Origin of the sequence: Bacteroides sp. 1_1_14, assembly GCF_000162515.1 — a bacterium.
Lineage (GTDB): Bacteria > Bacteroidota > Bacteroidia > Bacteroidales > Bacteroidaceae > Bacteroides > Bacteroides thetaiotaomicron.
In genome coordinates this window covers 1-2716 of record NZ_GG774728.1, presented here as the reverse complement: position 1 = coordinate 2716, position 2716 = coordinate 1, and the positions used below count along the sequence as shown (strand labels likewise).

3 protein-coding genes are annotated in these 2716 nt (G+C 48.9%); all 3 read right to left on the bottom strand.

Annotation, left to right across the window (positions count from 1 at the left end; genetic code table 11):
• Nucleotides 1-77: 77 nt before the first annotated feature.
• On the bottom strand, nucleotides 78-1871 hold the full coding sequence (locus HMPREF9007_RS00220; protein ID WP_032850854.1) for an IS66 family transposase: 1794 nt from the start codon (nucleotides 1869-1871) through the stop codon (nucleotides 78-80).
• Nucleotides 1872-1937: 66 nt separating this feature from the next.
• Nucleotides 1938-2279 (bottom strand): IS66 family insertion sequence element accessory protein TnpB, encoded by a 342-nt coding sequence (tnpB, locus tag HMPREF9007_RS27995; RefSeq protein ID WP_008763893.1) that lies wholly within the window; start codon nucleotides 2277-2279, stop codon nucleotides 1938-1940.
• Nucleotides 2273-2686: a hypothetical protein gene (locus tag HMPREF9007_RS27990; protein ID WP_008763892.1), complete on the bottom strand. Its 414-nt coding sequence runs from the start codon at nucleotides 2684-2686 to the stop codon at nucleotides 2273-2275. The genes tnpB and HMPREF9007_RS27990 overlap by 7 nt, the downstream gene beginning before the upstream one ends.
• Nucleotides 2687-2716: the final 30 nt, after the last annotated feature.

Genomic DNA, 2716 nt, shown 5'->3' with positions numbered 1-2716 from the left:
TTAGAGCGTACCCTTTTTATAAGGCATCAGAATGGATGCCTCACAAAAAATTGCTATTAAATTCGATTGTTTTTTAACTATTGGCATACTGCCAAGTCTATATTTTGTGGTGTCAGACTCAAAAAATCTCTGCAACCGTTAAAAATTCCGGTAAAAAATTTACCAAGATAATCCCATGCGGACCTGCCTTGCAGCTTCACCGTGCTGATTATGCTATGGTATACAGCGGCAATCTCCGCTCCCTCGTCACTTCCGAAGTGCAGGGAGTTCTTCCGTTTGGTGGTAAAGGGACGCACCGCCCGTTCCGCCAGATTGTTCGAGATCGGATAACGGCCGTCCTTTATATAAGTGAAGGCCTCATTCCAAAACTTGTGAAGATAATTCAGGGCCTCCCGCATATAACAACTTTTTTGCTCCTCCTCACTTTTCAACTCCTGCAGCAGGTTTGCCCGCAGGTTTATCATCGCCTCCATGGTCGGCAACCCCTGCCGTCGTCGGGTACGTTCCCCGTCGGTGATCATCTCCCTGTCATACTCCCTTTCAAAACGGAAGAGACGGTTTATATTGTCAAGGAACACATCAGCCCTCTTGTCGCCGCCTTCCATCCGGGCTTTCACGAACTTCGCCCTCACGTGCGCCAGACAGACCTGATGGTCCGTATCCTTATACCTGTGGGTTTTCAGCCCGTCACCGATAAAGACATAAGCGTTATAACCGTCCGACATGAGGGCCTTCAACTCGGCATCACCTAAAAAGTTCGTCAGCACGTCACGGCCACGGGAACCGTCCTCGTAGAAGAAGATCACCACACGTTCCGCCTTGTTGACAAGGACCCACATGTAGCATTTCTTGTAACGGTCATATTTACGGACCTTGCACCAGGTCTCGTCACAATTGACAACGGCATCCTTCTCCAGAGCGATACGCTTAAGTTCCACCACCATACGGTCGAGGTATTTCCTGCCTTTCTTCAGCCAGTTGCGCAAGGTGTTCTCCGATACGGTCATTCCCATATCCCCAAGCCATTGGTGCAGCAGGCCGAAGGTCACGTTCTTCACGTATACCTCATAGGCGATGGCCTGAAGGAACCCAGGAGTTATCTTGGTACCGTCAAACCGAGTTACCACCTGCGGGTGTCCTTCCTTGGGGAAATACCCCCAGCGCGGCTTGCGGCCCTTCTCCACGTACTGCACCATCTCGAACTGTTCCTCTATAAGGCGGATGTCCAGACGGAAAGTCTTCACCAGCTTGCGGTCAAGAATACGGCCCGGAACCTTGGAGAGATCCGACAAGTGCCTGACAGGTGTTCCGTTAACGCCCATCGTACGATAGGTTTCCGGACGGTTGCAGAGATCCCTCGGATTCGGAGAGCAGGGGTGGGATTCCTGTGTTTCCGACTCCGGTACGGAACGGGTATCCAACGATTCCTCCGTACCATCAAAGCCATCTTTCTCCTTCTCACGGTCAACCGGATCATCATCACTACCGGAATCATCCTTTTTTACGGACTGTTTCTTCGAACCGAAACGGTTCTTGCGGGCAGATTTAAGTTGTTCCTTCAGCTTTGTAATCTCCCGTTCCAGGGATTTACGTGATTTGCGCTCTTCCTCAAGAAGGGATTGCGACTCATTCAATTTTTCCAGCATCTGGTTGGAGCGGGATAACTCTTTAGTCAGATCCTCCAACACCAGTTTCATCGCACGATTATCCAGTTCCGCGTTCTCCAGACGCTCGATCAGGTATTCCACATACCGGTTTTTCATTTCATCGGACATATTCTCACAGCGGTTAAAAGCACGACGCGAGAAGGTCTCCCGCGCCAGAAGCTCGCGTTTCTGAACTATCAACTGTCGTAATTCGTCCGTATCCATATCCTGCTTTTTGTGATATAAATATATAAAAAAAACTTGATATAACCATATAAATACGGAACATAATTATCTTATTTTTAACGATTTAATTACAGGATTCTCTAACAGGAGGACCACGTCCTTCCAGTCTATCCGGTAGGCGACCTCGTTACCTTCGTCATCTTTGATTATCCGCATAAACTGATAGCCCGCAACAAACTTTTTCTCGAAAAGACTATACGAACGGTTATCATAGGCGAACAGGCGAACGATACGCCGGTCTTTAGACATCACGATATAAATGTCACCGTCTGAAGGCTCACGGTGCAACTGTTCACGGATGACGGACAGAACACGGGAATGCTTACAACGCATGTCTGTAAAGCCACGCAGGTAATAGAAGCGGTTTATGCCCGTCACACTCAACATAGGACCTCCAGCTTTTGGATCAGACGGTACAGACCCGGATAATCCAGATCTTTTTGGAGGATATGCAGGCCATTGCTCAAGGTCAGCTCCACGGATATACGCACGGGAAGCGTCCCCGGACCTTTGCCCGGCTTCCGGTATCTGTGTACTGCATGGGGAGAGGGACTGTCCTTCTTTACCGGGGTTTCCCCTGAAGGTGAAGACGGCCCGGATTCCGATGGTGGACCCGAGGGAACACCATCCACCTGAACTTCCACTATTTTTTTGCGGGTATCCTTGTACCATTTGTGAAAAATGTTATATGGAACATTGTTCCGTAAACAGAATGTCTGGACTGACATTCCGAGAGGCACCGCCTCGGTTTGATACTGAAAGTAGAATCTTTCAAGGTCTTCACTGCTTAGCATAATTCGTAAGTTTTAGTTCGCAGCGAAGAT

Excerpts from the sequence above, each read along its gene's own strand:
- HMPREF9007_RS00220 (WP_032850854.1), bottom strand. The coding sequence starts at position 1,871 with ATGGATACGGACGAATTACGACAGTTGATAGTTCAGAAACGCGAGCTT.
- tnpB (WP_008763893.1), bottom strand. The coding sequence starts at position 2,279 with ATGTTGAGTGTGACGGGCATAAACCGCTTCTATTACCTGCGTGGCTTT.
- HMPREF9007_RS27990 (WP_008763892.1), bottom strand. The coding sequence starts at position 2,686 with ATGCTAAGCAGTGAAGACCTTGAAAGATTCTACTTTCAGTATCAAACC.